The organism is Aestuariivirga litoralis (assembly GCF_003234965.1).
Taxonomy (GTDB): domain Bacteria; phylum Pseudomonadota; class Alphaproteobacteria; order Rhizobiales; family Aestuariivirgaceae; genus Aestuariivirga; species Aestuariivirga litoralis.
In genome coordinates, this window is sequence record NZ_QKVK01000011.1 from 19,528 (window position 1) to 44,202 (window position 24,675).

Below are 24,675 nucleotides of genomic sequence, written 5' to 3' on the forward strand. Positions count from 1 at the left end.
TCAGCCCGCCACCGGCTTGTAGGCGACGACTTCCACCTCGACGCGGACATCGACGAGGAGGTCGCTCACCACGGCGGAACGGGCCGGCGGTTCATCGGGAAAATATTCGCCATAGACGGCATTGAAGCCGGGGAAATCGGCGCGGTCGCGCAGCCAGACCATGGCCTTGACCACGTCGGAGCGCTGGCAGCCGGCTTCGGCCAGCGTGGCGGTGATGGCGTCGAGCACGGCGCGGGTCTGCTCCTCCACCGTTCCCGTGGTCATCACCTGGCCGTCCCGGAACGGCACCTGGCCGGTGAGGAACACGAAGTCACCCGCGCGGATGGCGCGTGACAGCGACAGCTTGCGGCCGCCGATCACCAGTGGTCCGCCGATCACCTGCTTGCTGCTCACCAGGCCCTCCCCCGAAACATCGAAAAACTATGCGTGCATGCTCCGGGCATTGTAATAGATTTCCGACAGCGCCCGGCGAAAATCTTGCATCACCGCCCTGCGTCGACCCTAGTCTCGGATGCAGTCGAAGGAGGCCCGACCCATGACCACGCTGCAGCGCTACCAGATGTTCATCGACGGCCAGTGGGTCGATGCCGCGGATGGGCGGACCTTCACCTCGATGAATCCGACGACGGGCGACGACTGGTCGGAGATCCCCGAGGCGACGGCAGCCGACGTCAACCGCGCGGTGGAGGCCGCGCACCGCGCCTTCACCAGCGGCGAATGGGCCAGTGCGCTCCCCACCACCCGCGGCAAGTATCTCCGCCGCCTCGCCGAACTCCTGGCGCAGAAGTCCGAGGAGCTGGGCCGCACCGAGACCATCGACACCGGCAAGATGCTGAAGGAGACGCGCTGGCAGGCGAAGTACATCGCCGAGTTCTTCCAGTTCTATGCCGGGGCCGCCGACAAGGTAATGGGCAACACGCTGCCCATCGACAAGCCCGACATGCTGGCGATGACGCTGCGCGAGCCCCTGGGCGTGGTGGCCGCCGTGGTGCCGTGGAACTCGCAGCTGTTCCTCGTGGCGGTGAAGATCGGCCCGGCGCTGGCGGCGGGCAACACCGTGGTGCTGAAGGCCTCCGAACATGCTTCCGCCCCGATGCTGGATTTCGCGAAGCTCATGGAGGAGGCGGGCTTCCCGCCCGGCGTGTTCAATGTGGTGACGGGCCATGGCGACCCCTGCGGGCGGGTGCTCACCTCCCATCCGCTGGTGCAGCGCATCTCGTTCACCGGCGGGCCTGAATCGGCGCGCCACATCATCCGCAACTCGGCGGAGAACTTCGCCGAGGTGTCGCTGGAACTGGGCGGCAAGTCGCCCTTCCTGGTGTTCGACGACGCCGACCTCGAGAGTGCGGTGAACGGCTCGATCTCGGGGATCTTCGGCGCCACCGGCCAGTCCTGCGTGGCGGGCTCCAGGCTGTACCTGCAGGAGAAGGTGGCGGACCAGTTCCTCGAGACGATGGTCTCTCGCGCCCGCCAGATCCGCATCGGCGATCCGCTGCTGGAGGAGACCCAGATGGGCCCGCTCGCCACCCACGGCCAGCTCGCCCGCATCGAGAAGGAAGTGGCCTTCGCACAGGAGCAGGGGGGCAAGCTTCTCACCGGTGGCCAGCGCCCGCCGGGCCAGAACCGCGGGCTGTTCTACGAACCCACCATCATCGAATGCCGGAGCCAGCAGGACCGCATCGTCGACACCGAGATGTTCGGCCCGGTGCTGAGCGTGCTGCGCTTCAAGGACGAGGACGAGGTGGTGCGGCTCGCCAACGACACGAAGCACGGCCTCGCCGCCGGCGTCTTCACCCGCAACGGGGCCCGCGCCCTGCGCGTGACGAAGCAGCTGCGCGCCGGCATCGTGTGGGTGAACACCTATCGCGTCGTCTCGCCCATCGCCGAATTCGGCGGCTTCAAGGAGTCGGGCTATGGCCGCGAGAGCGGCTTCCAGGCGATCTACGACTACACGCGGCCCAAGACGGTGTGGATCAACACCTCCGACCAGCCGCTGGCCAACCCCTTCGTCATGCGCTGAGGCGCTGCATCAGCACGTCGACGGCGCAGGTTTCATGGACGCCGGCGAAGAGCGGGTTGATCTCGATCTCCGCCACCTCATTGGCCGGGTCGGCGGCGAAGGCGGCGAGGCGTTCGAGCGTGTCGAGGAGGGCCTCGCGGTTCGCGGCGGGCCTGCCGCGATAGCCAGCGAGCAGGCGGCTGATCTTCAAGCGCGACAGGGCGCGGGCGAGATCGGCGCGCGAGGCGGGCAGCAGCACGGTGACGGCATCGGCCAGGAGTTCGACGAGGATGCCGCCGGCGGCCAGCGTCATCGCAAGGCCGAATTGCGGGTCGCGCCGGATGCTGACCATCAGCTCCGCCACGGGCTGGGCCACCATGGCCTCGACGAGGAACACATCCGTGAGGGCAGCCGGATTGTAGGCCGCGACGTCGGCCCGCATGCGCTGCACGGCCGCGGTGACGTCTTCCGCCGAGCGCAGGCCCAGCCTCACGGCGCCGGCTTCCGTCTTGTGCGGCAGTTTTTCGCTCACCATCTTGAGGGCCACCGGATAGCCCAGCTCCCGCGACAGCGCGGCGATCTCCGCGCCGCTGCCAATCCGGCTGTGCGGCACCGCGATGCCCTTTGCGGCAAGCAACGTCTTTGCAGCGGCCTCGTCGATGAGGCGCACGTCTCCGGCAGGTTGCTGCGGCAGCAACGGTGCTGTCGGACTGGCCGCGATCTCGGCGCGGCGCTCGCCATGCCACGCGGCAGCGGCAATCGCCGCCATGCATTGCTCGATGCCCTGCATCGGCGCCACGCCCTGCGCCACGAGGAAGCTGCGCGTCTCCTCGTCCAGGTTCTCGGGGATCGTGCTGCACACCGCGGCGGGCAGCGCTCGCGCCTTCGCCGCGGCGATGAAGGACAGCGTGTCGTTGCGATACCAGGGCTTGCTCTCGTCGAGGCCGGGGGCGGGATAGTCCTGCACGATCACCGCCGCGTCATGGCCTTGTGCGAAAAGTGTGTCGAACACCGGCCGCGTCTTTTCCGGAATGCCCCAGATCGGCGTCGTATAGTCGAGTGGGTTGGAAACGGTGGCGGTCTGCGGAAGGAGTACCCGCAGGCTCGCGGCTGTTGCCGCATCGGGTGGCGTGAAGCTCAAGTCCAGCCGCTCGGCATAATCCGCCAGCATGGTGGCGCCGCCGCCGGAGCAGGTGAGGCCCGCCAGACGCCGGCCCTTCGGAACACCCGCGACGCACAGGAACTTCACCGTCTCCAGCAGCTGCGCCGGACTGTCGGCGCGGATGATGCCCAGCCTGTCGAACAGCGCATCGTAGAGCTCTTCCGTTCCGGACAGCGAACCGGTGTGGCTGACCGTGAGGCTTGACCCCAGCCGCGAGGTGCCGGTCTTCAGCGCCACGATGGGCTTGCCGAGAGACAGGCTCTTCAGTGCCGCGCGCTCGAAGGCGGCGACGTCCTTAAGCCCCTCGATGTGCAGCCCGATGGCGCGCACCTCCGGGCGCTCGCACAGCGCATCGACGAAATCCTCGAGCCGCAGCAGCGTCTGGTTGCCGGCCGAGACCATGTAGGCGAAGGGCACGCCGCGCTGGCTCATGGTGAAGTCGGAGGACAGCATGCCGGATTGCGTGATGATGGCAGCGCCATGACCGGGGCAGGCACCGCCATGGGTGAAGGGCCACAGCGCAACCCTGTCGACGTAATTGATGACGCCATAGCAATTGGGCCCGACGAGTGCGAGATTGCCCGCCGCCTGCACCAGTCGCGCCTCGGCATCGGCCCCCTCGGCACCCGTTTCGCCGAAGCCCGCCGTGTAGCAGACGACACCACCCGCCCCCATGGCGCTGAGCTTGTGCAGCGCCTCGATGGCCGCTTCCTTCGGCACCGCGAGGAACACCGCGTCTGGCGCTTCCGGCAGATCTTCCACACTGGCGAAGCAGGCGTGGCCGCCGACCTGGCTGCGCTTCGGGTTCACCGGCCAGAAGGGGCCCGCAAAGCCGATGCGCTTGCATTCCGCCGCCACCGTCTCGGCGTCGCGCCCGCCGATCACCGCGACATGGCGCGGGCGCAGCAGCCGGTCGAGATTGGCGCGGGCCTTCGGCGTCATGCGCCGAGCGGCCGCAGGATGGCGCGCGAGATGATGTGGCGCTGGATTTCCGAGGTGCCGTCCCAGATGCGCTCGAGCCTGGCGTCGCGCCACAGGCGCTGGATGGGAAGCTCTTCCATCAGCCCCATGCCGCCATAGATCTGCACCGTGTTGTCGGCCACGCGGTTCACCATCTCGGAGCAGTAGAGCTTCACCATCGAGATGTCGGCATCGCTGAGCGTGCCCTCATTGGCGCGGCGCACGGCGTCCTCGACGAGGAGGTCGGCGGCGCGCAGCTCGGTGGCCATGTCGGCGAGCTTGAAGCCGGTGCCCTGGAACTTGCCGATGGCCTGGCCGAACTGCTTGCGGCTCGCCGCCCATTCTGTGGCATAGCCCATCAGCCGCTCCGCCTTGCCGCAGCACGAGGCGCCGACGAAGATGCGGCCATAGGTGAGCCACTGGCCCGAAAGCTCCAGCCCCTTGCCCTCCTCGCCGAGGATCTGGCGCTGGTGGAGGCGCACGTTGTCGAAGCTGAGCTGGAAGGTCTTGTAGCCCCTGTAGCTGACGCAATGCGTGCCGTCGCGCACGTCGAAGCCCGGCGTTCCGACGTCGACGAGGAAGGCGGTGACGCGCTTCCTGGACCCGCGCGGGCCCTCATCGACGCCCGTGGCGGCGAAGACGATGGCGAAATCCGGCATCACCGGGCCCGAGATGAAATGCTTCGATCCATTGAGGATCCAGTCGTCGCCGTCGCGCCGGGCGTTCGACTTCATGCCCATCACGTCGGAGCCGGCCTCGGGCTCGGTCAGCGCGAAAAGCTCGCGCTTCTCGCCCTTCACGCAGGGGTAGAGGTAGCGCTCGCGCTGCTCGCCCTCGCAGGCCAGCAGCAGTTCGGTGGGCCTCGCCACCCAGCTGTGCAGCGCGTGGCTGGTCTTGCCGAATTCGCGCTCCATGATCACCTTGGCCTCGAGGCTCAGGCCCCCGCCGCCCACTTCCTCCGGCAGGTTGGCGGCATAGAGGCCCGCCTCATGGGCGCGCGCCTCGATCTGGCGGCCGATCTCGAGGGGCACCTCGCCCAGCCTGTCGACGAGGTCCTCGTGCGGGTGGAGCTCGGCCTTCATGAAGGCCTGGACGGTTTCCAGCAGCAGGCGGTTTTCGTGGGAACTGACGAGACTCAAGCGATCCTCCACGGGGCTCAGGCGGCCTCTTCGCCGCGCCTGCGCGACAGGAGCGCGAAGCCGACGATGAAGACGAGGGTTGTACAGATCAGCACCACTGCCGCGGCGGCGACGGTGGGGTCGGTGTTCTCGCGCATGCCGTTCCACAGGCGGCGCGGCAGGGTGAAGACGTCGAACTTGGAGATGAACAGCGTCACCACGATCTCGTCCCATGACAGGATGAAGGCGAAGACCGCGCCCGCGACGATTCCCGGGCGGATCACCGGCAGGATGACACGGCGCACCGTGGTCGGGAGCGAGGCGCCGAGGCTGCGCGAGGCCTGTTCGAGCCTGAGGTCGAAATTGGCCAGTGCCGCCGAGACGGTGATCACCACCATGGGAATTGCCAGGATGGCATGGGCAAGGATGATGCCCATGTAGCTGTCGATCAGGCCGAGCGGCACCCACCAGCGATAGAAGGCCATGGCGGAGATGATCGGCGGCACCATCAGCGGCAGCAGCAGGAAGGCGCGGATCGCCTCGATGAAGCGCCCCGACAGGCGCCACAGGCCGATGGCGGCCAGCGTGCCGAGCAGCGTGGCAAGCGCCGAGGAGACGATGGCGATGAGCAGGCTCTGGCCGAAGCTCGAGATCCATTCCGGGCTGGTCAGCAGGTTCCGGAAGTGGCGCAGCGAGGCGCCTTCCCACGGGAAGGAGAGGTAGGTCTTGCCGGTGACGGAAACCGGGAAGGCGACGAGCGACGGGATGATGAGGATCGAGAGGATCACCCAGGCGGCGATGCGGTTGATGCGGCCGGCGAGCGAGGGCTTCATCGCGCTGCTCCGCCGAAGACGACCGACAGCTTCATGAAGCGGTTCAGCACATACATCAGCACCAGCACGCTGGCGATCATCAGCGTGGCCAGCATGGCGGCCACACCCCAGCGCACGGTGACGAGCAGCTGCACCGAGATGTATTCGGCGATCATCTGCACCTTGCCGCCGCCGAGGATGGCGGGGGTCACGTAGAAGCCGAGCGAGCTGATGAAGACGAGCAGCGCGGCCGCGATGATGCCGGGCCTCGTGAGCGGCAGGAAGACGCGGAAGAAGGTCTGGGCATGGCTGGCGCCGAGGCTGCGCGAGGCGCTGGAGACGCGCGGGTCGATGCCCTGCATGTTGGCGAGCAGCGGCAGGATGGCGTAGGGCAGCATGTATTCGGTCATGCCGATCAGCACGCCGAGCTCATTGCGCATGAGGGGCAGTGGCTCCGCGATGATGCCCAGCCTCAGCAGCATGTCGTTCAGGAGGCCATTGTGGCCGAGCAGCATGAGCCAGGCGAAGGAGCGCACCAGCACCGAGATCCAGAACGAGATGAGCAGGATCGACATCATGCGCCGGCGCACACCGGCCAGCGCATGCAGCATGGCATAGGACACGATGTAGCCGAGCGTGACCGCGGCCACCGTGGTGATGAGGCAGAGCCTGATGGTGCGCCAGATCAGGTTGGCCACCGTGTCGCTCTCGAAGATCTTGGCATAGTTGCCGAGGCCGGGCTTCGGGTCGGTGACGCTCAGCAGCAGCACGTTCACGATGGGCGCCACATAGAGCGCCAGCACCAGCAGCACCGCGGGCGCCACCAGCAGCCAGTAGGGATTGAACGTGAAGCGGCGCGTGTTCATGGGCGGGGAGGCACGCGCCCCGGCGGGCGGGGCGCGTGCATCGTTCTCCTGTGTCAGCCGATGGCGTCGAGGAAGGCGTTGACGGCGTCGCCGCCATTGTCGGCCCACCACACCGGATCGTTGAAGATCACCTTGTCGATGTTCTGCGCCGAGTTGACGGCATAGGGCGCCATGGCCTCCGGGATCTTGGCGAAGGCTTCGGGGTTCGACGGCGTCATGCCGAGGCAGTCGAGGATGGCGAGCTGCGAGTCGACCTGCAGGGCCTGCGCGATGAACTTCATCACGTTGTCGCGGCCCGCCGGGTTGCCGCGCGGCACGATGTAGGCGCCGGGCATGGCGATCGCCTCGTTCATCACCATCTTGTAGCGGCCATTGGTGCGCTCCTCGATGGTCTTGCCGCGGTTCTGCCAGATCATGCCCATCGCCACTTCGCCGTTGACGATCATGTCATGGGCTTCCGAGCCCGAGCCCCAGTAGAGGCTGTCGCCCTTGATGGTCTTGATCTTGGTGATGGCGCGCGGCACGTCGCAGGGGTAGACCTTGTCCTTCGGTACGCCGTCGGCGACCAGCGCGCTCTCGATCGAGCCGTTGGCCCATTTGTAGAGCGAGCGCTTGCCGGGGAACTTGGCGGTGTCATAGAAGTCGGCCCAGCCCTGGGGCGGATTGTCGCCGAAGGCCTTGGTGTCATACATGAAGGCGTAGCCGTAGAAGATGACGCAGACGCCATAGTCCCAGGCGAAGCCGTCCTTGATCTGCTTCTTGTTGACGATGTTGTAGTCGATGGCCTCGAGATGGCCCGACTTGCCGAGCGCAATGGCATCGAAGCCGTCGGCGTCGCAGACGTCGGCCGTCACCTTGCCGGAATCGACCATCTCCTTGATCTTGCCCTGGAGCGGCCCCGAGGTGTCGAACTTCAGCGGAATGCCGGTCGCGGCGGTGAAGGGCTTGCCGATGGCGCTGCCGTGGCAGCTCTCGGATTCACCGCCCCAGTTCCACATGACGATCTCGTTGGCGGCGGCTTCGGCGTCGCCGGCCTTCACCGCCAGCGTGGCGACTCCCGCCAGGCCGCACAGCATCAGGAAGCTGCGGCGGTCGAGCCGGCCGGACTTGAAGGCAATTGCACCCTCGCGCGCGAGGTCATTCAGGAAAGCTTTGTCTTTCATGGTCACGTCCTCCATTTTGCTGCGGCCTCGGCCGCGGTCATCGTTGCGGGCCTGCGCCCGGTCTCATGCGGATCTTGCGCCCGCTTCTTCGCCGTCACCGCCCTCGACCTCGACCTGAGCATCATCGCTCCAGCAGAGATCGACGGCCTGTGAGTCACTGAACGGCCCCGCATTGCGCCAGGCGGGGACGTGAACCTCGATCACCGGGTGGCCCTCGGCCACGACCATCAGCTTGAGGGTGGCGCCCATGTAGGTGATGCCGCGGATGGTGCCAGTGAGCCGGTTCTGGCCATGGCCCCGGCCGGCGTGGAACACCTCGATCTTTTCGGGGCGCAGCGCGAAGGTCCGGCCATCGCGGTGGATGAAGTTGCTCTTGCCGAGGAAGCTCGCGGCAAAGGCGGTGCGCGGCCTTTCGTAGAGTGCCTCCGGGCTGCCCACCTGCACGACCTTGCCGCGATTCATGATCACGATGCGGTCCGACATGGTGAGGGCTTCCTCCTGGTCATGCGTCACGTAGATGAAGGTGGTGCCGACGCGGTTGTGGATCTCCTTCAGCTGCTCCTGCACGTCGGCGCGCAGCTTGCGGTCGAGCGCGCCCAGGGGCTCGTCGAGGAGCAGGACGCGGGGCGAGAAGCTGAGCGCGCGGGCCAGCGCCACGCGCTGCTGCTGGCCGCCCGACAGCTGGTGCGGATAGCGGCCGGCGAAGCCCTTGAGCTGCACGAGGTCCAGCATCTCGCCGACGCGCGCGTCGATCTCGGGCCTGGGCTTCCGGCGGATCTCGAGCGGATAGGCGATGTTCTTCGCCACCGTCATGTGCGGGAACAGGGCATAGCCCTGGAACACCATGCCGAAATTGCGCTTCTCGGGCGGGGTCGCGGCAATCGATGCGCCGCCCACCAGGATGTCGCCCTGCGTGATGTCCTGGAAGCCCGCCAGCATCATCAGCAGCGTGGTCTTGCCGGAACCGGACGGCCCCAGCAGCGTCAGGAACTCGCCCGCGCGGATGTCGAGCGACACGCCGTCGACGGCGGTCATCTTCCCGTATCGCTTGGTGACGCCCTGGAAGACGACACCGATGCCGGAAGGGCTGGCGCTCATCCCTGCTTCTTGAGCCCGAGCTTCTTGCGCGCCTCGGCCGGCGTCAGCACCCTTGCCCCCATGCGCTCGATGATGCCGACGACGCGCTCGACGAGCTGGGCATTGCTCGCCAGCACGCCGCGGTCGAGATAGAGGTTGTCCTCGAGACCCACCCGCACGTTGCCGCCCATCGCCACCGCCGCGGCGGCCATCGGCATCTGCATGCGCGAGATGCCGAAGCTGGCCCAGCTCGCGTTGGCGGGGAGCTGGTCCTTCATCGCCTTCATGTTGTCGACCGACTGGTCGGCACCCCACGGAATGCCGAGGCAGATCTGGAACATCGGCGGGTCCTCGATCAGGCCCTCGGCGATCAGCTGCTTCGCCAGCCGGATGTGCCCTAAGTCGAAGACCTCGAGCTCGGGCTTCACGCCCCATTCCTTCACCAGTGCGGCCATGCGGCGGAGATAGGGCGGCGTGGACATGTAGACGTAATTGCCGTCGCCGAAATTCATCGAGCCGCAGTCGAGGCTGCAGATCTCGGGGCGCAGCATCTCGACGTGGCGCAGCCGCTCCTCCGGCCCGATCATGTCGGTGCCGGGGCCGGGCCTGCAGGGGTCTGCCTCGCTGATCATCCAGTCACCGCCCATGCCGGCGGTGAGGTTGATGACGACGTCGGTGCCGCTGGAGCGCACGATGTCCACCGCACGCCTGAACAGCTCAGGATCGCGCGAGCCCTTGCCGGTGGCCGGGTCGCGCACGTGGAGATGGGCCGCCGTTGCGCCGGCCTTGGCGGCGTCGATCGCCGCCTGGGCGATCTGCTCCGGCGTCACGGGCACGCCCGGGTGCTTGCCCAGCGTATCGCCCGCGCCGGTGACCGCACATGTCACGATGACTTCGAAGTTCACGCTGTCTCTCCCTCAGGCTTTTCTTGTTATGGCCGAAATGATTTGCCCGAATGCCGCGGAGCGTTATAGAATTTTCGCCATCAATTCGTTTTTTTCGCCGGTCACGAAATCATGGCGCAATCGGCTGATGTGGCAACGGAGCCGGGTGACGTGACCCGCGTGAGCTTCGTGCTGCTGCCGCGCTTCAACATGATGACGCTGACGATGCTCATGGAGCCGATGCGCATCGCCAACTATCTTGCACCGCACAAACTCTATGAATGGGACTTCCGCGCCACCGCCGCCGGGCCGGTGTCGGCCAGCAACGGCCTCAGCGTCGCCTGCCGCCCCATCGACGAGGAGGGACTGGCGAAGCCCGACATCATCGCGGTGTGCGGCAGCTGGGGGGCGGAGCACATGAACGACCAGCGGCTGTTCCGCTGGCTGCGCCGCAACGCCCGCGCCCAGGTGCAGATGGTGGCGGTGGAACTCGGCATCTATGCCTTCGCCAAGGCGGGTCTCGTCACCGACCACAAGGTGACGACGCACTGGTCGATGATGGCGGGGCTGGCCGAGGCGCATCCCGGCCTCGAGGTGGTGGAGCAGCTCTATTCGGTGGAGAAGCCGGTGATGACCTGTGCCGGCGGCACGGCGGGCCTCGACCTGATGCTGCACATCGTGGGGCGCAAGAACGGCGACCAGCTGGCCGCCGAGATCGCCAACCAGGTGATGCACCACCCGCGCCGTCCGCCCGAATCGCTGCAGCGCCACGCCACCGGCGGCAAGCATGACGACGTGCACCAGGACGTGCGCGCCGCGATGACGCTGCTCGAGGGCCGCATCGAGGACCCGACACCGGTGCCGCGCGTCTGCCGCGAGCTCGGCGTGTCGCAGAGGAAGCTCGAGCGCCTGTTCAAGCGCGACATCGGCTGCACCATCGTGCAGTATTCGAAGCTGCTGCGGCTGCAATATGCGCGCGTGCTGCTGAGCTCGACGCGCATGTCGATCCGCGAGGTGTCGGCCGCCTGCGGCTTCAACTCCATGTCCTATTTCTCGCAGAGCTTCCTGCAGGCCTTCGGCAAGAAGCCGAGCGAATACCGCCAGGCCTGGCCGGAGAAGGATGCCGCGCCGTCATGGCCCGGCACCGTCTATGCCTATCTGCAGACGGCGCGGAAGCAGCCGCGCAAGCGCGGCTAGGCGCCGGCGCGCGCCGCCTTCACCGCCTTGAGCACGCCGACGATGGCGCGGTCGCGCTCGGCGGCCATGTCCTCGAAGTGGCGTCCCGCCGCCATCTCGTTGCAGCCATCGACCATGCGGTCGCGCAGCTCCTTGGTCAGTTCGGGTGCGGCGAGTCTCGTCCACGGCAGCTTGAGGGCCGGGCCGAACTGGTCGAGGTTGGTGGCCATGCCGCCTTCCCCGCAGGCGACGTGGAAGGCCATGCACTGGCCCTGGATGGCAAGGCGCGGGGCCGGGCCGTTCATCAGCGCGATGTCGATGTCCTCGGGCGTCGCCTCGCCATTGGCCACCATGTGCAGCGCCTCGCGCCACAGCGCCTCCTGCAGGCGGGTGGCGACGAAGCCGGGAATTTCCTTCTTCATCACCAGTGGTGCCTTGCCGGCATGGGCATAGAAGTCGCGCGCCCAGGCCACCGCCTCGGGCGAGGTCTTGCCGCCGCCGATGATCTCGACCAGCGGCAGCAGATAGGGCGGGTTGAAGGGGTGCCCGATCACCGTGCGCTCCGGCGTGGGGCACAGCGCCTGGATGTCGGTCATCATCAGCCCCGAGGTGCTGGACGCGATCACCACGCCCGGCGGCACGATGCGGCCAAGCTTTTCGTAGAGCGTCTGCTTCAGGTCCAGCCGTTCCGGCGCGCTTTCCTGCACGAAGCCGGCATCGGCCACGGCGGTTTCGAGATTGTCCGTGAGCGTCAGCCGCTCGCGCGAGGCGCCGGGTGCAAGCCCCAGCGCGGTGAGGCTGATCCACGCTGTGTCGAGCACCTTGCGGTAGGTGGCTTCCTCGGCCATGGAATGGACATAGCCCGCCACGTCATAGCCGCGCGCCAGGAAATGTGCGGCCCAGCCTGCACCGATCGGCCCGCCGCCGATGCTCGCCACTTTCTTCACTGCCGTCACGGCTGGCCTGGTCATGCTCACTTCCCCTTGAATACCGGTTCGCGCTTCTCGACGAAGGCTTTCACGCCCTCGGCCGCATCCTCCGACTTCAGCATGGCGCGGTAGACCGGAAGCTCGCCCTTGCGCATGGTCTCGAAGGTGTCGCGCATCGGCTTGCCTTCGATGGCGCGCAGCACTTCCTTCACCGTCTGCATGGCGAGCGGCGCCGACTTGGCAAGCTGGGTTGCCCAGGCACGCGCCTCGGTCATCAGCTCGGCATAAGGCACCACCTTGTTGACGAGGCCATAGCGCGCGGCCTCCTCCGCCCCCATGCGGCGGCCCAGCAGCAGCATCTCCATGGCGATGTTGTAAGGCAGCCTTCGCGGCAGGCGCTGCAGCGCTCCCGCATCCGGCACGATGCCGAGCGGCATTTCGGGGAGCGCGAACTGCACGTGGTCCGCCGCGATGACGAGGTCGCAGGACAGGGCGATCTCGAAGCCGCCGCCGATGGCGAGGCCGTTGAGCGCCGCGATCACCGGCTTGTTGAGGGTCCAGTTCTCGGTCAGCCCGGCGAAGCCGCCATCGCCGTAGTCGCCGTCCTCCCACCAGTTGTCGAGCTTGATGTCGCCGGAGTTCAGCGCCTTCAGGTCCCAGCCGGCGGAGAAGATCTTCTCGCCCGCCGCCGTGAGGATGCCGACGCGCAGGTCCGGATCATCGCGCAGCAGCGCGAAGGCCGCACCCATGTCGCGGCTCATCGCATGGTCGATGGCGTTGACCTTGGGCTTGTTGAGCCTGACCTCGAGGATGTGGCCGTTGCGGGTGACGTCGACGAAACCGGTCATGGCGGGCACACTCACGCGAAGGCGGGGATCACTTCCTTGCAGAACAGCTCGAGCGAGCGCTTCTGCTCCTTCAGGCCAAGCCCGAGGCTGGCGTAATAGGTGAACTCGTCCACCCCCAGCGTCTCGTAGGGCCTGAGCTTGGCGATCACCTCGTCGGGCGTGCCGAACATCAGGTTGGTCGACAGCATCTTGGGGTCATATTCGCTGCGGTTGGCGATGTCGTGCAGGTCCACTTCCTTGGGGAAGCCGTTCTTCACGTCGCCCATGTTCTTGAACAGGTTCTCGAACTGGCCGAGCTGGCGCTGCGCGGCCCTGACCGGCATCATCCAGTCTTCCTTCTTGTCGTAGAGTGCCGTGTGGCGCATCATGGCGAAGACCGGGCGCTTCTTGCCGGGATTGTTGGCCATGGCCTCGTCGAGGCGCGACTTGTAGAGCTCGGCCTCGCTCATCGGGCGCGTCAGCGGCCAGGACATGATGTTGAGCCCGTGCTTGACCGCGAAATCATAGGTGATGGGGGCGCGCGCCGCCACCCAGAGCGGCGGATGCGGCTGCTGCAGGGGCTTGGGCACCGAGGTGGAGGTGGGGAATTTCCAGTAGGTGCCATCATGGGCATAGTCGCCCTGCCACAGGGCGAGCACGGCGGGCAGCATTTCCTGCATGTATTTCCAGCCATCGGATTGCAGGAGGCCAGGGTGCATGCGGTCGAACTCGCGCTGGTAGGCGCCGGAGCCGATGCCGAATTCGAGCCGGCCGCCGGTGATGAGGTCGGTGAAGGCGGCTTCGCCCGCCAGCTTGATGGGGTGCCAGTAGGGGGCCACCGCCACCGCCGTGCCGAGCCGGATCTTCGAGGTGTGGGCGCCCCACCAGGTGAGGATCTGGAACGGGTCCGGGGCGATGGTCATCTCGAGGGCGTGGTGCTCGGCCGCCCAGGCGATGTTGAAGCCGCCGTCTTCCGCCATCTGCACCATCTCGAGCGTGTGGCGGGCGACCTCGCGCATGTCGAGGCTTTCGTCCATGCGTTCGAGGTTGATGGCGAGCTGGAATTTCATGGCAGTCCCTCCTGGCGTGGTTTGCTTCTTGCGAGCACTGGCGCGAGTGTCTGTCGCGTCTGGAACCGAGACTATCAGAAATCCGACAGCATCGCAGGGAATTCGCCGGGCCTCAGGCGAGGTGATTCAGCGCATCCGCCAGGGCTGCGATGATCTCGGCAAAATACCCGTCACGCTCGCCATACGCGGTTTCGAGCACGCTGAAGAAGGCTGCCGCGGCGCGGCGCTGCGGGTCCACCATCAGGAACTGGCCGCCATAGCCGGGGTGGCCCGCCCAGGTGCCGTTGCTCATCAGGTGATTGCGGTAGCGCAGGCCGGGCGCGCCGCCATAATGGGTGCCGGCACCGCTCATCGCATCGGCCAGGAAGGCGCCGCCGCGCCGCGCCAGCAACAGGCCATAGCGGGCCAGGTCGCGTGCCGTCATCACGCCGCCGCCGCTCAGCACCGGCACACCGTCACAGTCGGCGGAGACATGGAAGACCGCCTCGAGTCCCGCCTCCGCCACGATCTCCTCGACATGCGCGGCCAAGGGCCGGCCGGACGCCCTCTCGATCACCCAGCCCAGCATGTCGGTGTTGGGCGAGGCGTAGCGCGTGGCGCGATCATCGCCACGCGGGGCGGCGGTGAGGCCCGCGGCGAAGCTGCGGACACCGAATTCGGCTTCCCCCGCCGGCGGCAGGCGCCAGCCCATGGCGATCTCCTGCCGGGCATAGCCAACGGGTTCTCCGCGGGCCGGGGCAGGCGCATAGGGTGCGGCATAGTCCTCGGCGAAATTGCTGGCGACATCCATGTCCAGGACCTGCTGCAGGCGCGCCCCCGCATAGGCTTCGCCGGCCTCCGGCACATAGTCTCCGACGGCGCGCGCGGGATCCACCGCGCCGGCCGCGACGAGGCGGCCCAGGGCCAGGTGCACGAAGGTCTTGGTGATCGACTGCATGCTGTGCAGCCGGTCGGCGGCGAAGTCCGCCGCATGGCGCTCGAGCACGATGCGGTCGTCCTTTACGATGACGAGGGCACAGAACTCCGGCGCGGCCAGCAGGCGGGCGAGGCCGGGCCGCTGCGCCAGCATCGCGTTCTCCGCATGCCGCAGGGCCAGCACCTCCGCCGCGCGGAAGCCGAGGCCGCGGCGCTGGATGTTGTGGAGGTCGCGAAAGCTCTGCCGCCGCCGGCCGGCGGTGTTCCACAGCGCGAGGCGCTGCGCATTGACCTCGAGATCAGGGTTGCGCGGCATCGTCGATGGGCAGCAGGCCGCGCTCGGTCAGCACCTTGCGCGCCACGCGGAAGCATTCGAGCGCCTGCGGCACGCCGCAATAGATGCCCACGACATGGACGATGGCGCGGATTTCCCTGGCCGACACGCCATTGTTGAGGGCGCCGTTGCAGTGGATTTCCCACTCATGCATCTTGCCCAGCGCGCCCAGCATGGCGAGGTTCATCATCGAGCGGGTCTTGGCATCGATGGTCTCGTCGCCCCAGCCGAAGCCCCAGCACCAGGCCGTCATCGCTTCCTGGAAGGGGCGGGTGAGTGAATCGGCGGCCTTCAGGTTCTGCGCCACGTAATCCGCCCCCAGCGTTTCCCCGCGCTTCTTCAGCCCCTTGTCGAACAGCGTCTCGTCCACCTGGCGGTCCTCCCCTTTGCCGATGCTTACCAGCAATTGCCGCCCGGAGACCAGACCGGCGGCCACCCTGGCGCTGGTGACACCGTGGTTCATCAATGACATGCTGCTGCCGGGCGCGGAACACTGGCGGGGCGGCGGCATGGGAGACGGCGACGAATTCGGCGCGCAGGCGCTGGCGCACCTGCGAGGGCTGGCTTTTGCCGGGGCGGGTTCGGACGCATGATCATCCTCGACAACGTCATCGTGGACCGCGGGTCGAAATATGCGGTGTCCGGCGGCCCCTGCCGCTCCGCCGAGGAGGCCCGCATGTTCCTGGCGGAATTGAAGCGCACCAAGAAGTTCGCCAAGGCCACGCATAATTCCTGGGCCCTCATCTGCGGCGGACAGATGATCAAGAACGATGACGGCGAGGCGGGCGCCGGCATGGTCATCCTGCGCATGCTCGAACGCGAGGGACTTCACGACCACATCATCGTGGTCACCCGGTGGTTCGGCGGCAAGCACCTCGGCGGCGACCGCTTCCGCCATGTGCAGGACGCCGTGCGGACCTACCTCAAGGCCATGTGAGGGAGGGAGGCGCCGCGGCCGGCGCCCTTCGCGCTCACGCCCAGAAGGCGCCGGCGCGGCGGAAATCCTTCCACTTCCTTGCCAGATGCGTGTCGGCCGCCAGCATGGCGTGGCGATAGAAGCCGAGCACGTAGCCTGCGGCGAACTGCGCCGGCGCGTCGGCGGCGAGGTTCAGCGACTGGATGAAGGCCTCGGCGGTGGCGGCGTCATTGTGGGCGCCGAGGTCTTCCTGCAGGTCGGAGACCAGGCGGAGGAAGCTGCGCTGCGCCTTGTCCCGGGCGAAGAGCGGGCCGAAGAACTCCGCCGCATAGCGCAGGTTCTTGAGCGCGATGCGCAGGTCGTGGCGCTCGCCGTCCGGCATGCCGGGCAGGTGCTTGCCGCGCTTCAGGACCCGCTTGCGCAGCCCGTCCAGCAGCTTGGCCGCGACGTCACGCGCCGGGGCGGTGAGAAGGCCGAGATCCTCCGGCGCAGGCGCGGTGCGCCAGGCGCGCTGCAGCAGGACGGACTGGACGTCGAGCACGAAGAGCGAGGTTGCGGGGTCATCGATGACGCGGCGCGCCGCGGCATAGGCGTCGCGCCGCGCCACCTCCACCGCGTCGAGAAGCGGTGCGGCGGCGGCGAGGCGGCCGGGCTGGTCATGGAACGGGCCTGCCAGGGCATTGTGCCGGAAGACGTCGCACGCGCGCGCCGGCCCCAGGGCCGATGCGATGTCGCGCGCCCGGGCGCGGATGTCCTCGAGCTCCGGCAGGGAAATGCGCTTGCGGAGGATGCGCAGCGCACTGCGCAGCCGGCGCAGGGCCACGCGCAGCTGGTGCACCGACTCCGGCGCGTCCGTTTCGCGCAGGGCCGCCCAGTTGGCGGTGAAGTGGGAGAGGCAGTTGCCGATCACCGCGGCGATCACATCCTCGAAGCTGGCCTGCGGGGCGATGTCGAGCGGCCTTGCCTTGTGCGGGCGCGCCACGGCCTGGTCGGCCAGGCGGTAGCCGCGCCCGGCCTTGGGCTCGAAGGCCAGGCTCAGGCCGCAGTCCAGCGCAAGCGCGCGGCCGAGGCCGAGCAGGTCTTGGGCGTGACCGCTCTTCAGCTCCACTTCCACCTCGGTCACCGGCCGGCTCTGGTCGTTGGCCAGGATGACGCCGTCGTCGAGTGCGAGCTCGAAGGCCGAGCGGCCATGGCGGACGACCGCGGTGCGGCGCTGCACATGCGTCTTGAACACGGGGGCGAGCGGCCGGTCGCCCACGATCTGCTTCAGCCGGTCACGCAGGGCGGGCGCGAAGAGCGCGATGTCGGGTTCGCCCTCCGGCGCGCGGGTCTCGACTTCGCCGCGGATGAACAGGTCGCCTGCGCCGGTGTTTGTCCACTTGACGCTGAGGACGGGAGTGGCCCGGCCCTTGCGGCGCAGCCGCAGGGTGAGGCCGGCGCGCTGCAGCTCACGCCCGGGCGTGTCGAAGTAGGTGGACAGCAGCTCGCGTTCGGGCGCAATGGCGGCACCCTGCAGATGGCGGGCGGCGAGCACGCGCTCCAGCGCTGCCCGGTCCGCCTGGAACTTGATCTCGATCTCCGTGGGCTGGTCTGCCGGCGGGTCACCCGGTGACGCCGGGGAGGGCGCGGCCTGGCCAACCGTTTCGCCACTCATCTGCCTCGTCCCTTCCTGCTGGGTCGCCGTTGCCCTGTCCATGAACTGGATAGGGAGGCGCATCGTCACAATCAACCGACGGTCTCACGCCGCACGCCTGCGCGCCGACCCGGCGCAACAGTTGGCCATTGACTTCCGTCCCGGTCACCGGCTAGATCGGAACGTTCCAATGGAACGATCCAATCGTACGGAGGCCTGGTCGTGAAGTGGTTGCTCGTGGGTGCCAGCACCATTGCGGCGGAATATATGATCTGGGCGATGCGTGCCCTGCCCGGAGGCTCGGTTGCCCAGGTGACAAGCGGCTCGGCGGCGCGGGCGGCGGACTTCGCGGCCCGCTACCAGATCCCGGCCTGGGGCACCGACCTCGATGCTGCCCTTGCCGCTCCCGGGATCGAGGCCGTCTATGTTTCGAGCACCAATGAGAAGCATCATGCGCAGGCCATGGCCGCCATTGCCGCCGGCAAGCACGTGCTCTGCGAGAAGCCGCTGGGCATGAGCCTCGCCGAAGCAGGCGAGATGGTGCGCGCGGCGGAAGCCCGCGGCGTGGTCTTCGCCACCAACCATCACCTGCGCTGCGCCGGCAGCCACCGCGCCATCCGGGCGGCCGTCGCGCAGGGGCGCATCGGCAGGGTTCTGTCGATGCGGGTCCATCATGCGGTCCACCTGCCGCCGCACCTGCAGGGCTGGCGCCTGAACGATCCGGCCGCGGGCGGTGGCGTCATCCCGGACATCACCGTGCATGACGCCGACACCGTGCGCTTCCATCTGGGCGAGGACCCCGTCGAGGTGGTGGCGCAGATGACCCAGTCCGGCCTCGGCCAGGGCGTCGAGGACAGTTGCATGTCGGTCTGGTCCACGCCGTCGGGCGTGCAGGTCTTCGCGCATGACAGCTTCACCCACCGCTTCGCGGGCTGCGGGCTGGAGATCCACGGCACCGAGGGCTCGATCTTCGGCCGGGGCATCATGACCCAGAAGCCGGTGGGCGAGATCGAACTCGTCACCGCAGCGGGCCGCGAGCGCGTGCCCTATTCGAACTATGATCTCTACACGCAAGGTGTTGCCGATTTCGAGGCCGCGGTGGCGGGCAGGGGCCGCCCGGCGGCTGATGGCGCAGACGGCGTGAAGTCGCTGGCCATCGCCCTTGCGGTGCGCGAGGCCGCCCGCAGCGGCACCCGCCAGCGCATCGATTACGGGGGCTTCTGATGGGCAAGCTCGTCTCCCCCGCCGAAGCCGCGGCGCGCATCAGGGATGGCGCAGTGGTCACCGTCTCGTCTTCCTCGGCCCTCGGCTGCCCGGACCGCGTGCTGCAGGCGATCGGCGAACGCTTCCGCGACACCGGCCATCCGCGCAACATCACCACGATCCATCCCATCGCGGCGGGTGACATGTATGGCGTGAAGGGCATGGACCACATTGCGCAGGAGGGCCTGCTCGCCCGGGTCATCGCCGGGTCCTATCCCTCGGGCCCCTCCAACCTGCCCATGCCGGCGATCTGGAAGATGATCGTCGATGATGCGATCCCCGCTTACAACGTGCCCTCCGGCATCCTCTTCGACATGCACCGCGATGTGGCCGCGCGCCGCCCGGGCGTTCTCACCAAGGTGGGGCTCGACACCTTCGTCGACCCGAAGCGCGAAGGCTGCGCCATGAATGCCAGGGGGGCCGCGGCCCCCATCGTGCAGCGCGCCGAATTCGGCGGCGAGACCTGGCTGCACTTTCCCAATATCGCGCCCGATGTCTGCATCCTGCGCGCCACCACGGCGGATGAGCGCGGCAACCTCACCTATGAGCATGAGGGCGCCTATCTCGGCGGCCTCGACCAGGCCATCGCCACGCGCAACCATGGCGGCCTCGTCATCGCCCAGGTGAAGCGCATGACGGCCTATGGCTCGCTCCGCCCGCACACCGTGCGCGTTCCCGGCCATCTCATCGATCTCGTGGTTCTCGACCCCGACCAGAAGCAGACCACCGAAACGCCCTATGACCCCGCCATCTCGGGCGAGGTGATGCGTCCCTGGTCGAGCTTCGAGCCCGCGCCCCACGGCATCGAGAAGGTGATCGCGCGGCGTGCCGCCATGGAGCTGCGCGAGGGCATGACCGCCAATCTGGGCTTCGGCATCTCCGCCATGGTGCCTTACGTGCTGCTCGAGGAGGGCCATGCCCAGTCCGTCACCTGGGCGATCGAGCAGGGGGCGGTCGGCGGCATGCCGCTCACCGGCTTCGCCTTCGGCTGCGCGTCGAACGCCGATGCCTATGTGCCCTCGCCCAACCAGTTCACCTACTTCCAGGGCGGCGGCTTCGACATGTCCTTCCTGTCGTTCCTCGAGGTCGATGTGGAGGGCAATGTCAATGTCTCGAAGCTCGGCAAGAAGCCCTACCTCACCGCAGGCTGCGGCGGCTTCGTCGACATCACGGCGCATGCCCGCAAGATCGTGTTCTCCGGCTGGTTCGAGGCGGGTGCCGACATCGCACTGGGGCCTGACGGCGTGAAGGTGCTGAAGCCCGGCAAGTTCACCAAGATGGTGGACAAGGTGGAGCACGTCACCTTCTCCGGCGCGCGCGCCAGGGCGCAGGGGCAGGAGGTGCTCTATGTCACCGAGCGCTGCGTCATCGCGCTCCGCCCCGAGGGGCTGGTGGCGGTCGAGATCATGCCGGGCATCGACCCCGCGCGTGACATCGTCGCGGCCAGCCATGGCCGTGTGACAATCGCCGCCAATGCGCGCGTGATGCCGCATTCCCTGTTGGCAGAAGGGCCCACGGGCTGGTCGCCGGGGAGCAAATCATGAGCGCCATCCATCTCGATCGCGAGGGCCCGCTGGCCATCCTCCGGCTGGACAATCCCGCCAAGCTCAATTCGCTGACGCCCGAAATGCTCTCGGGCCTCGAAGCCCATTGTGACGCGCTGGACCGGGATGATGGGGTGCGCTGCGTGCTGCTCACAGCAGAAGGCGACCGCGCCTTCTGCACGGGTGCCGACATCAATGCCTGGGGCGACCTGGCGCCCGCCGATTTCGCCCGCCGCTGGGTGCGCGACGGGCACCGCATCTTCGACCGGCTGGCCAGGCTGTCGAAGCCGACCATCGCCGTGCTCACCGGTCATGCCTTCGGCGGCGGCCTCGAGCTTGCCACCGCCTGCGACATCCGGGTGATGGCGCCCGCCGCCACGCTGGCGCTGCCGGAAACCGGGGTCGGCATCGTTCCCGGCTGGTCCGGCACCCAGCGCCTCATGCGCCTGCTGCCGGAGCCCGTGGTGAAGGAGATGGCGCTCTTCGGCCGCAGGCTCTCGGCCGAGCGGGCCCTGGCGCTGGGCTTCGTCGCAGAGCTGGCGGAGGACCCGCTCAGCGCTGCGCGGTCCATCGCCGAGCGCCTGCTCGGCACGTCGCCGCGCGCCACCGAGGTCGCCAAATACATGATCCATGCCGCCGCCGGCGAGGATGCGCCCGCCATGGTGGAGGCCCTGGCCAGTGGCATGATCGCCGCCAGCGCCGACAAGCAGGAGGGCGTTGCCGCCTTCCGCGCCAAGCGCAAACCCAATTTTACCGGAGCGTGAGTGCAAAGATGTGCGAGCATTCAAGTGACGGCGTTTGGAATTCCCCGGGGTTTCAGCCTCGCAAGGCGCAAGGCGCCACAGGCGAGAATCACGGGTGAAGACGGGCCGGCCCTGCGGGGGCGGCGAAAGACATTCTGCGCAAACACATGGGAGGATCCAATGCGTGGTTTTGTTGCAAAGGCGCTAGCGGCCGTGGCCATCACCGCCCTTTCGGCGGGCATGGCGAAGGCGGCCGACGTGGAAGTTCTGCACTGGTGGACGTCGGGCGGCGAGGCCGCGGCCCTCAACGTGCTGAAGGAAGACCTCAAGAGCCAGGGCATCGGCTGGGTCGACATGCCGGTCGCCGGCGGCGGCGGCGAGGCCGCGATGACGGCGCTGCGCGCCCGCGTCACGGCGGGCAACCCGCCCACTGCCGTGCAGATGCTGGGCTTCGACATCCAGGACTGGGCTGAGCAGGGAGCACTCGGCAATCTCGATGCCGTGGCCACCGCCGAGGGCTGGGACAAGGTGGTGCCCGCCGCCCTGCAGCGCTTCTCCAAGTATGACGGCCACTGGATCGCGGCACCCGTCAACGTCCACTCCACCAACTGGATCTGGATCAGCAAGGACGCGCTCGACAAGGCCGGCGGCAAGGCGCCGGAGAACTGGGACGAGCTCGTCGTGGTGCTCGACAAGATGAAGGCCAACGGCATCACGCCGCTGGCCCATGGCGGCCAGCCCTGGCAGGAAGCCACCATCTTCGATGGCATCGTGCTGTCGGAAGGCAATGACTTCTACAAGAAGGCCTTCATCGACCTCGATCCGGAAGCCCTCGGCGGCAAGCAGATGGCGGATGCCTTCGACCGGCTGATGAAGCTGCGCACCTATGTCGACGACAACTTCTCCGGCCGCGACTGGAACCTCGCCTCCGCCATGGTCATCAACGGCCAGGGCGGCATGCAGATCATGGGCGACTGGGCCAAGGGCGAGTTCCTCAAGGCCGGCAAGAAGCCGGGTGTGGACTTCATCTGCATCCGCTTCCCCGGCACGCAGGGCTCGGTGACCTTCAACTCCGACCAGTTCGCCATGTTCAACGTGCAGGGTGACGACAAGCAGAAGGCCCAGGCGCAGATGGCCTCCTCGATCGAGAGCCCGAAGTTCCAGTCGGCCTTCAACGTGGTCAAGGGCTCGGTGCCCGCCCGCACCGACGTGCCGGACACCGACTTCGACGATTGCGGCAAGAAGGGCATCAAGGACCTGGCAGAGGCCAACACCAACGGCACACTGTTCGGCTCCATGGCGCATGGCCACGCCGCACCGGCGGCCGTGAAGAACGCGGTCTATGACGTCGTCACCGGCGCCTTCAACGGCAAGTACAAGGACGGCACCGAAGCCGCCCAGGCCCTTGCCAGCGCGGTGGCCGCCGCCAAGTAAACATGACGGCGGGGCGGCCATGGTGCCGCCCCGTCACCTCTCTCCGCCCAGCGTCCCGCCCCAGGATCAAGCGCCATGCGCCAAGCTGCCGACGCCGATTTCCGCACCCGCCTCCAGGACTTGCTGCCAAAGCTCGTGCTGGCGCCGTCCTTCGCGGCGACACTGCTCTTCGTCTATGGCTTCATCATCTTCACGGTGGTCCTGTCCTTCACCGGCTCCAAGATGCTGCCGCTCTACACCTTCGTGGGGTTCGAGAACTACCGCAAGCTCTGGGCGCTGGAGCACTGGCACACGGCGCTGATCAACATCGCCATCTTCGCTTCCTGCTACATCGTCATCTGCACCGCGGTGGGGCTGATGCTGGCGATCTTCCTCGACCAGAAGATCAGGGGCGAGGGCGTGCTGCGCCCGATCTACCTCTATCCCATGGCGCTGTCCTTCATCGTCACCGGCACGGCCTGGAAATGGTTCCTCGACCCCGGCATCGGGCTCGAAAAGACCATGCATCTGTGGGGCTGGGAGAGCTTCTCCTTCACCTGGATCAAGGACAGCAACATGGCGATCTACACAATCGTCATCGCCGCCGTCTGGCAGACCAGCGGCTTCGTCATGGCCATGTTCCTCGCGGGCCTTCGCGGCATCGACAACGAGATCCTGAAGGCCGCGCAGATCGACGGCGCCACGTCCTTCCAGCTCTACCGGCGCATCGTCATCCCGCTGCTGAGGCCCGCCTTCCTCTCGGCCTTCGTCATCCTCAGCCACCTTGCCATCAAGTCCTATGACCTGGTGATCGCGCTCACCGGCGGCGGGCCGGGCCGCGCCACCGAGCTTCCCGCCACCTTCATGTATTCCTACACCTTCACCCGCAACCAGATGGGCATCGGCGCCTCCTCGGCGGTGATGATGCTCATGGCGATCGCCGCCATCATGATCCCCTATCTCTATTCCGAGCTGAAGGAGAAGGCCTGATGTCCGCCGCCTCGCAGGAAACCGCCGTCTCCACCGGCCGCGTGACCAGGACCTTCATCTACCTCGTGCTGCTGCTCTTCGCGCTCTACTACCTGTTGCCGCTTTATGTCATGGTGGTGAACTCGGTGAAGCCGCTCCCTGAGATCACCGGCGGCAACATGATGTCGCTGCCGCAGACCTTCACGCTCGAACCCTGGCTCTCCGCCTGGTCGACCGCGCAGATCGGGGTGGAGCCCACCGGCCTCAAGCCCTATTTCATCAACTCGATCCTCATGGTGGTGCCGGCGGTGGCGATCTCCACCGTGCTGGGGGCACTCAACGGCTATGTGCTGACCAAGTGGCGCTTCAAATATGACGGCATCGTCTTCGGGCTCCTGCTGTTCTCCTGCTTCATCCCCTTCCAGATCGTGCTCATCCCCATGGCGGTGGTGCTGGGCAAGCTCGGCCTCGCGGGCTCGGTCCCCGGCCTCGTCCTCGTCCACGTGGTCTATGGGCTGGGCTTCACCACGCTCTACTACCGCAACTACTATGCGGCGTTCCCGACCGAGCTGGTGCGCGCCGCGATGATCGACGGGGCGGGCTTCTTCCGCATCTTCTGGCGCATCCTGCTGCCCGTCTCCGGGCCGATCACGGTGGTGTCGGTGATCTGGCAGTTCACCAATATCTGGAACGACTTCCTGTTCGGCGTCTCGTTCGGCGGCACGCGCCAGCCGATGACGGTGGCGCTCAACAACCTCGTCCAGTCCTCAACCGGCGTGAAGGAATACAACGTGCATTTTGCCGGTGCCATTCTGGCGGCACTCCCCACGCTTCTGGTCTACATCGTCGCCGGCCGCTACTTCGTGCGCGGTCTCATGGCAGGTTCAGTGAAGGGATAGGTC

Annotated in this window: 23 protein-coding genes; 9 read left to right on the plus strand and 14 right to left on the minus strand. The window is 67.4% G+C overall.

Going from position 1 to position 24,675, the window contains the following annotated elements; translation table 11 throughout:
* Entirely contained in the window at window positions 1-393 is a 393-nt protein-coding gene (locus tag DK847_RS18600) for a RidA family protein (RefSeq protein WP_245414674.1), read from the minus strand.
* 151 nt (window positions 394-544) lie between these two features.
* On the opposite strand from DK847_RS18600, the gene DK847_RS18605 reads away from it, so the two are divergent.
* A complete protein-coding gene (locus tag DK847_RS18605; protein ID WP_204508403.1) occupies window positions 545-2,020 on the plus strand; it encodes an aldehyde dehydrogenase in 1,476 nt (491 codons plus the stop codon).
* Here the strand turns inward: DK847_RS18605 and DK847_RS18610 are convergent.
* From DK847_RS18610 to DK847_RS18640, 7 genes are all read right to left on the minus strand, one after another.
* The gene (locus tag DK847_RS18610) at window positions 2,010-4,103 is read right to left on the minus strand and encodes an acetate--CoA ligase family protein (RefSeq protein ID WP_111200052.1); all 2,094 of its coding nucleotides are present in this window, start codon (window positions 4,101-4,103) and stop codon (window positions 2,010-2,012) included. The genes DK847_RS18605 and DK847_RS18610 overlap by 11 nt on opposite strands.
* Window positions 4,100-5,260: an acyl-CoA dehydrogenase family protein gene (locus DK847_RS18615; RefSeq protein WP_111200053.1), complete on the minus strand. Its 1,161-nt coding sequence runs from the start codon at window positions 5,258-5,260 to the stop codon at window positions 4,100-4,102. The genes DK847_RS18610 and DK847_RS18615 overlap by 4 nt, the downstream gene beginning before the upstream one ends.
* 17 nt (window positions 5,261-5,277) lie before the next feature.
* Window positions 5,278-6,072 (minus strand): ABC transporter permease, encoded by a 795-nt coding sequence (locus DK847_RS18620; protein WP_111200054.1) that lies wholly within the window; start codon window positions 6,070-6,072, stop codon window positions 5,278-5,280.
* Complete coding sequence (locus DK847_RS18625; protein WP_111200055.1) at window positions 6,069-6,917, minus strand: ABC transporter permease; 849 nt, start codon at window positions 6,915-6,917, stop codon at window positions 6,069-6,071. Before DK847_RS18625 ends, DK847_RS18620 begins: the two co-directional genes overlap by 4 nt.
* 53 nt (window positions 6,918-6,970) lie before the next feature.
* Entirely contained in the window at window positions 6,971-8,080 is a 1,110-nt protein-coding gene (locus DK847_RS18630) for an extracellular solute-binding protein (RefSeq protein WP_111200096.1), read from the minus strand.
* A gap of 63 nt (window positions 8,081-8,143) precedes the next feature.
* Window positions 8,144-9,178, minus strand: a complete 1,035-nt coding sequence (locus DK847_RS18635; protein ID WP_111200056.1) for an ABC transporter ATP-binding protein — start codon at window positions 9,176-9,178, stop codon at window positions 8,144-8,146.
* Window positions 9,175-10,062, minus strand: a complete 888-nt coding sequence (locus DK847_RS18640; protein WP_111200057.1) for a beta-keto acid cleavage family enzyme — start codon at window positions 10,060-10,062, stop codon at window positions 9,175-9,177. Before DK847_RS18640 ends, DK847_RS18635 begins: the two co-directional genes overlap by 4 nt.
* 111 nt (window positions 10,063-10,173) lie before the next feature.
* Between DK847_RS18640 and DK847_RS18645 the strand changes: the two genes are divergently transcribed.
* Complete coding sequence (locus tag DK847_RS18645; protein ID WP_111200058.1) at window positions 10,174-11,238, plus strand: GlxA family transcriptional regulator; 1,065 nt, start codon at window positions 10,174-10,176, stop codon at window positions 11,236-11,238.
* On the opposite strand, the gene DK847_RS18650 is transcribed toward DK847_RS18645, so the two are convergent.
* The 5 genes from DK847_RS18650 to DK847_RS18670 all read right to left on the minus strand — a co-directional run bounded on the left by DK847_RS18650 (window position 11,235) and on the right by DK847_RS18670 (window position 15,662).
* Window positions 11,235-12,188 (minus strand): 3-hydroxyacyl-CoA dehydrogenase NAD-binding domain-containing protein, encoded by a 954-nt coding sequence (locus tag DK847_RS18650; protein ID WP_111200059.1) that lies wholly within the window; start codon window positions 12,186-12,188, stop codon window positions 11,235-11,237. The genes DK847_RS18645 and DK847_RS18650 overlap by 4 nt on opposite strands.
* 2 nt (window positions 12,189-12,190) lie before the next feature.
* Window positions 12,191-12,994, minus strand: coding sequence for a carnitinyl-CoA dehydratase (locus DK847_RS18655; protein ID WP_111200060.1), 804 nt, complete (start codon window positions 12,992-12,994; stop codon window positions 12,191-12,193).
* Window positions 12,995-13,005: 11 nt separating this feature from the next.
* The gene (locus DK847_RS18660) at window positions 13,006-14,043 is read right to left on the minus strand and encodes an LLM class flavin-dependent oxidoreductase (protein ID WP_111200061.1); all 1,038 of its coding nucleotides are present in this window, start codon (window positions 14,041-14,043) and stop codon (window positions 13,006-13,008) included.
* Between the two features lie 112 nt (window positions 14,044-14,155).
* Window positions 14,156-15,274 (minus strand): serine hydrolase domain-containing protein, encoded by a 1,119-nt coding sequence (locus tag DK847_RS18665; RefSeq protein ID WP_111200062.1) that lies wholly within the window; start codon window positions 15,272-15,274, stop codon window positions 14,156-14,158.
* Complete coding sequence (locus DK847_RS18670) at window positions 15,258-15,662, minus strand: carboxymuconolactone decarboxylase family protein (protein WP_111200063.1); 405 nt, start codon at window positions 15,660-15,662, stop codon at window positions 15,258-15,260. The genes DK847_RS18665 and DK847_RS18670 overlap by 17 nt, the downstream gene beginning before the upstream one ends.
* A gap of 219 nt (window positions 15,663-15,881) precedes the next feature.
* Here DK847_RS18670 and DK847_RS18680 point away from each other — a divergent pair, with 219 nt between their 5' ends.
* The gene (locus DK847_RS18680) at window positions 15,882-16,229 is read left to right on the plus strand and encodes a YigZ family protein (protein ID WP_111200065.1); all 348 of its coding nucleotides are present in this window, start codon (window positions 15,882-15,884) and stop codon (window positions 16,227-16,229) included.
* Window positions 16,230-16,263: 34 nt separating this feature from the next.
* On the opposite strand, the gene DK847_RS18685 is transcribed toward DK847_RS18680, so the two are convergent.
* The gene (locus DK847_RS18685; protein ID WP_111200066.1) at window positions 16,264-17,925 is read right to left on the minus strand and encodes a CYTH and CHAD domain-containing protein; all 1,662 of its coding nucleotides are present in this window, start codon (window positions 17,923-17,925) and stop codon (window positions 16,264-16,266) included.
* Between the two features lie 132 nt (window positions 17,926-18,057).
* Between DK847_RS18685 and DK847_RS18690 the strand changes: the two genes are divergently transcribed.
* The 6 genes from DK847_RS18690 (at window position 18,058) to DK847_RS18715 (ending at window position 24,672) form a co-directional block, all read left to right on the plus strand.
* Window positions 18,058-19,065, plus strand: coding sequence for a Gfo/Idh/MocA family protein (locus tag DK847_RS18690; protein ID WP_161957376.1), 1,008 nt, complete (start codon window positions 18,058-18,060; stop codon window positions 19,063-19,065).
* Complete coding sequence (locus tag DK847_RS18695) at window positions 19,065-20,648, plus strand: acyl CoA:acetate/3-ketoacid CoA transferase (protein WP_111200068.1); 1,584 nt, start codon at window positions 19,065-19,067, stop codon at window positions 20,646-20,648. Before DK847_RS18690 ends, DK847_RS18695 begins: the two co-directional genes overlap by 1 nt.
* Window positions 20,645-21,412: an enoyl-CoA hydratase/isomerase family protein gene (locus DK847_RS18700; RefSeq protein WP_111200069.1), complete on the plus strand. Its 768-nt coding sequence runs from the start codon at window positions 20,645-20,647 to the stop codon at window positions 21,410-21,412. The genes DK847_RS18695 and DK847_RS18700 overlap by 4 nt, the downstream gene beginning before the upstream one ends.
* Window positions 21,413-21,571: 159 nt before the next feature.
* The gene (locus DK847_RS18705) at window positions 21,572-22,825 is read left to right on the plus strand and encodes an ABC transporter substrate-binding protein (protein ID WP_111200070.1); all 1,254 of its coding nucleotides are present in this window, start codon (window positions 21,572-21,574) and stop codon (window positions 22,823-22,825) included.
* Window positions 22,826-22,900: 75 nt separating this feature from the next.
* Entirely contained in the window at window positions 22,901-23,794 is an 894-nt protein-coding gene (locus DK847_RS18710; RefSeq protein ID WP_111200071.1) for a carbohydrate ABC transporter permease, read from the plus strand.
* Complete coding sequence (locus DK847_RS18715; protein WP_111200072.1) at window positions 23,794-24,672, plus strand: carbohydrate ABC transporter permease; 879 nt, start codon at window positions 23,794-23,796, stop codon at window positions 24,670-24,672. The genes DK847_RS18710 and DK847_RS18715 overlap by 1 nt, the downstream gene beginning before the upstream one ends.
* Window positions 24,673-24,675 lie beyond the last annotated feature (3 nt).